Annotated in this window: 2 protein-coding genes and 1 pseudogene; all 3 read right to left on the minus strand. The window is 70.2% G+C overall.

Annotated features, from left to right (window positions below; genetic code table 11):
* A pseudogene (locus BJQ90_RS19605) lies at window positions 1–1,279 on the minus strand (primosomal protein N'); the annotation flags it as partial.
* 254 nt (window positions 1,280–1,533) lie between these two features.
* Window positions 1,534–2,769 carry a methionine adenosyltransferase gene (metK, locus tag BJQ90_RS19610; protein ID WP_226761861.1) on the minus strand — a complete coding sequence of 412 codons (1,236 nt, stop codon included), beginning with the start codon at window positions 2,767–2,769 and terminating at the stop codon, window positions 1,534–1,536.
* Between the two features lie 78 nt (window positions 2,770–2,847).
* Window positions 2,848–3,642 (minus strand): phosphopantothenoylcysteine decarboxylase (locus tag BJQ90_RS19615; protein ID WP_319004667.1); only part of this gene is annotated, 795 nt, incomplete at its 5' end.

A 3,642-nucleotide genomic window follows, 5' to 3' on the forward strand; every position in this document is an offset into this window, starting at 1 on the left:
ACGGCGCGTAGCCGGCCCTGGCCACCTGGACCAGCACCGGCCCGCGTTCGAGCCCGTCCTTGGCGGCGCGCCACGCGGCGCCGGGCAGCCGGGCGATCCTGGCCAGCGGGTCGTGCTCGAGTTCGTAGCTGTCCGCGGTGTTGAGCACCCGCGGGACGGTCCGGCGGACGATAGTCCGGTCCGCCTCCACCGGCCACGCCCAGCCGGCCTCGACGAGGCGCTGCGTTTCGGTGCTCCGGGTGTGCCCGGCGAGCAGGCAGGCGGTGCCCTCCTGCTCCGCGCGCAGCAGCAGGACTTCGCGGGTGTGGGCGTAGGGAGAGCGCTGCTCGATGTGCAGGTCGTCGCCGTCGTCCCAGCACACCACGAGGCCGGGATTGCGGACGGGGGCGTAGGCGGCGGACCGGGTGCCGACGGCCACCCCGGCGGCACCGCTGAGGATCCGCAGGAAGCTGCGGTAGCGCGGGGTGGGCCCGTCGTCGGCGGTGAGCCGGGCGACGTCGCCGGCGGGCAGGAGCTGCAGGAGCGCGGCTTCGACCCGGTCAAGGTCACGGTAGTCGGGCACGACGACGATGGCACCGCGGCCGGACAGGCGGACCGCTGCGACGGCCTCGGCGATCATCCGGGGCCATCCCGAAGGGCCGTAGCCCTGAAGTGCACCCAGCACGGCCCGGGGCGACTCCCCCGCGCCGAGATGCTGGAGGAAGGCTGCGCCGTTCCGGTACGAGGACCAGGTCGAGGCCTCGAGACCGGCAGGAATCGCCGCCCCGGCCCCGTCCTCGGCGTCCAGGTCAGCGAAGCGGGCCGGATCCAGGACCCCGTCAGGGGCGAGGTCCTTCTCGAGTTTCGCCATCCGCGGCGGCACCGCAACGCGCAGCACGTCGCTGACGCTCCCGGCGTAACGCGCCGCGACGCGGAAGGCCAGGTCCGCGACCGGGGCCGTCAGTACCGGCACCGGGGAAACGACCTTGTGCAGCGGGACGAGGGGGTGGCCGGCGTCGGATTCCGCTACCCGCTCCATCAGGTAACCGGCAAGCTCCTGGCCATTGAACTTCACCTTCACCCGGACACCGGCCTGAGCCGCGGTGTCCAGCGTCGCGGGCACGCTGTAGTCGAAAGGCCGGTCCAGGTGCGGCAGGGAGGACTCCAGCCGCACCCGTGCCACCGGGAGCCGGGCGGCGAGGGCCGGACCGGGCGCTGCGGCAGCGGAGGCGGGAAAGCCCTGGAGCAGCGACAGCTGGAAGGGCTCGTCCTGCGCGGCGGCGCCGTGGATCGGGCTCATCGCTCGTGTCCTCCCTTCAGCAAGGTTCGGTGCCGGACGGGTTGAATCCCCGCCCGTTTCAGTGCCGGCAGGTTCAGTGCCGGCCAAGGGGTTCCGCCTCAATGTCCTGTAGCCAGGCCGCCGGTCTCGGCGGCCTGGCTACAGCACATCACGGGGCAGTGACATTAAGGGCGACATTAGAGGCAGTGACGTCTAGGCACTGACATTGAATGCCACACGTCCAAGCCCGCTGGCGGAGCTTCATACGGGCCGGCTCAGGCGTTGAAGAACGCCTTCAACTGATCGACCCGGTCCAGCCGCTCCCAGGTGAAGTCGGGATCCTCGCGGCCGAAGTGGCCGTGCGCCGCGGTCTTGGCGTAGATCGGGCGCTTGAGGTCGAGGGCATCAATGATGGCGCGGGGGCGCAGGTCGAAGATTTCGGCGATCGCGGCGCTGATCCGGGCCGGGTCCACAGTCTCGGTGCCGAAGGTTTCCACATAGGTTCCCACCGGGCGGGCCTGGCCGATCGCGTAGGCGATCTGGATTTCGGCGCGCTTCGCGAGACCGGCGGCGACCACGTTCTTGGCCACCCAGCGCATCGCGTAGGCCGCCGAGCGGTCCACCTTGGACGGATCCTTCCCGGAGAAGGCGCCGCCGCCGTGGCGGGCCATGCCGCCGTAGGTGTCAACGATGATCTTGCGGCCGGTGAGGCCGGCGTCGCCGACGGGGCCGCCAATGACGAAGGCACCTGCCGGGTTCAGGATGTTCCTGGCCCGGGAGATGTCCAGGTTGGACAGCGCCATGACGGGGTCAACTACGTACGCGGCCAGGTCGGCGCGGAGCTGGTCGAGGCTGGCGCCTTCGGCGTGCTGGCTGGAGATGACGACGGTCTCGACCGAGACGGGCCGGTCGCCCTCGTAACCGACGGTGACCTGGGTCTTGCCGTCAGGGCGCAGGTAGGCGAGTTCGCCGTTCTTGCGGACCTCGGTGAGCCGCTCGGAGAGGCGGTGTGCGAGCCAGATCGGAACCGGCATGTAGGACGGTGTCTCGTCGCTGGCGTAGCCGAACATGAGGCCCTGGTCCCCGGCGCCCTGGAGGTCGTAGTCGTCCTCCTGGCGTCCCTCGCGGGCTTCGAGCGAATTGAAGACGCCGCCGGCGATGTCGTTGGACTGCTGGCCGATGGAGACCGACACGCCGCAGCGGGCGCCGTCGAATCCGTTGGCTGAGGAGTCGTAGCCGATGCCCAGGATGGTTTCCCGGACGATCTGCGGGATTTCGACGTAGGCGTCGGTGGTGACCTCGCCGGCAACGTGGACCAGCCCGGTGGTGGCCAGCGTCTCCACGGCGACCCGTGACTCAGGGTCCTTCGCCAGCAGGGCGTCGAGGATGGCATCGCTGATCTGGTCACAGATCTTGTCGGGGTGTCCTTCGGTCACCGACTCGGACGTGAAGAGCCGGAGCGAGGCGGGCGTGGACCCGTGGAAATCAGGGATGTGCAGCGGTAAAGTCACTCAACTACCTTACTGGTTGGAAAACGGACGTCCGGCGGCGCGTGTCCCCGTGCTAAGGGGACGTCGCTTACGCCAGGTTCAGGCTGGCGGAACGACCCGGCTCAGCTCGGCGCTGACACGGTCGATCACGGCAGCCGCAACATCGGATTTGGAACCCGACGCCTCTTGAGGTTCGGAGCCGGAGCGGGAAAGGATGACTACGGAGTTGGTGTCCTCGCCGAAGACCTTGTCCTGCCCCACATGGTTGACCACCAGCAGGTCACACGCCTTGCGGCGCAGCTTGGCCGCGGCATAGTCCAGGACGTCGCCGTCGGCGTCGCCGGTCTCGGCCGCGAAGCCCACGATCAGCTGGTTGCGGGAGGCTGCGTCGCGGACCTCAACGAGTTCCCGCAGGATGTCCGGGTTCCGGATCAGCGAGATCACCGGGTCGGCGACGTCGTCGCGCTTCTTGATTTTCGTCCCGGACACATCGGCCGGACGGAAGTCCGCGACGGCTGCGGCCATGATGATGACGTCGGAATCCGCGGCGGCGTGCAGGGCCGCCTTGCGGAGCTCCAGGGCGGTCTCGACCTTAACCACGTCGACGCCGGCCGGCGGCGGGACGTCCATGTGGGCGGCCAGCAGCCGGACCTTCGCACCGGCATCGCGGGCGGCAGCGGCCAGCGCCACTCCCTGCTTGCCGGAGGAGCGGTTTCCGAGGAACCGGACGGGGTCCAGCGGCTCGCGGGTGCCTCCGGCGCTGATCGTGACGGTGAGCCCGGCCAGCGGACGCGGCAGCGCCGAGAGTTCGGCTCCCGACGCCGGCGTTGCGGCGGTCGCGGGCACCGCCGGCGCACCGGCGAGGGCCAGTGCCGCTTCGAAGATGGCCGCGGG

It is taken from the genome of Arthrobacter sp. SO3, assembly GCF_020532825.1.
Classification (GTDB): Bacteria; Actinomycetota; Actinomycetes; order Actinomycetales; family Micrococcaceae; genus Arthrobacter.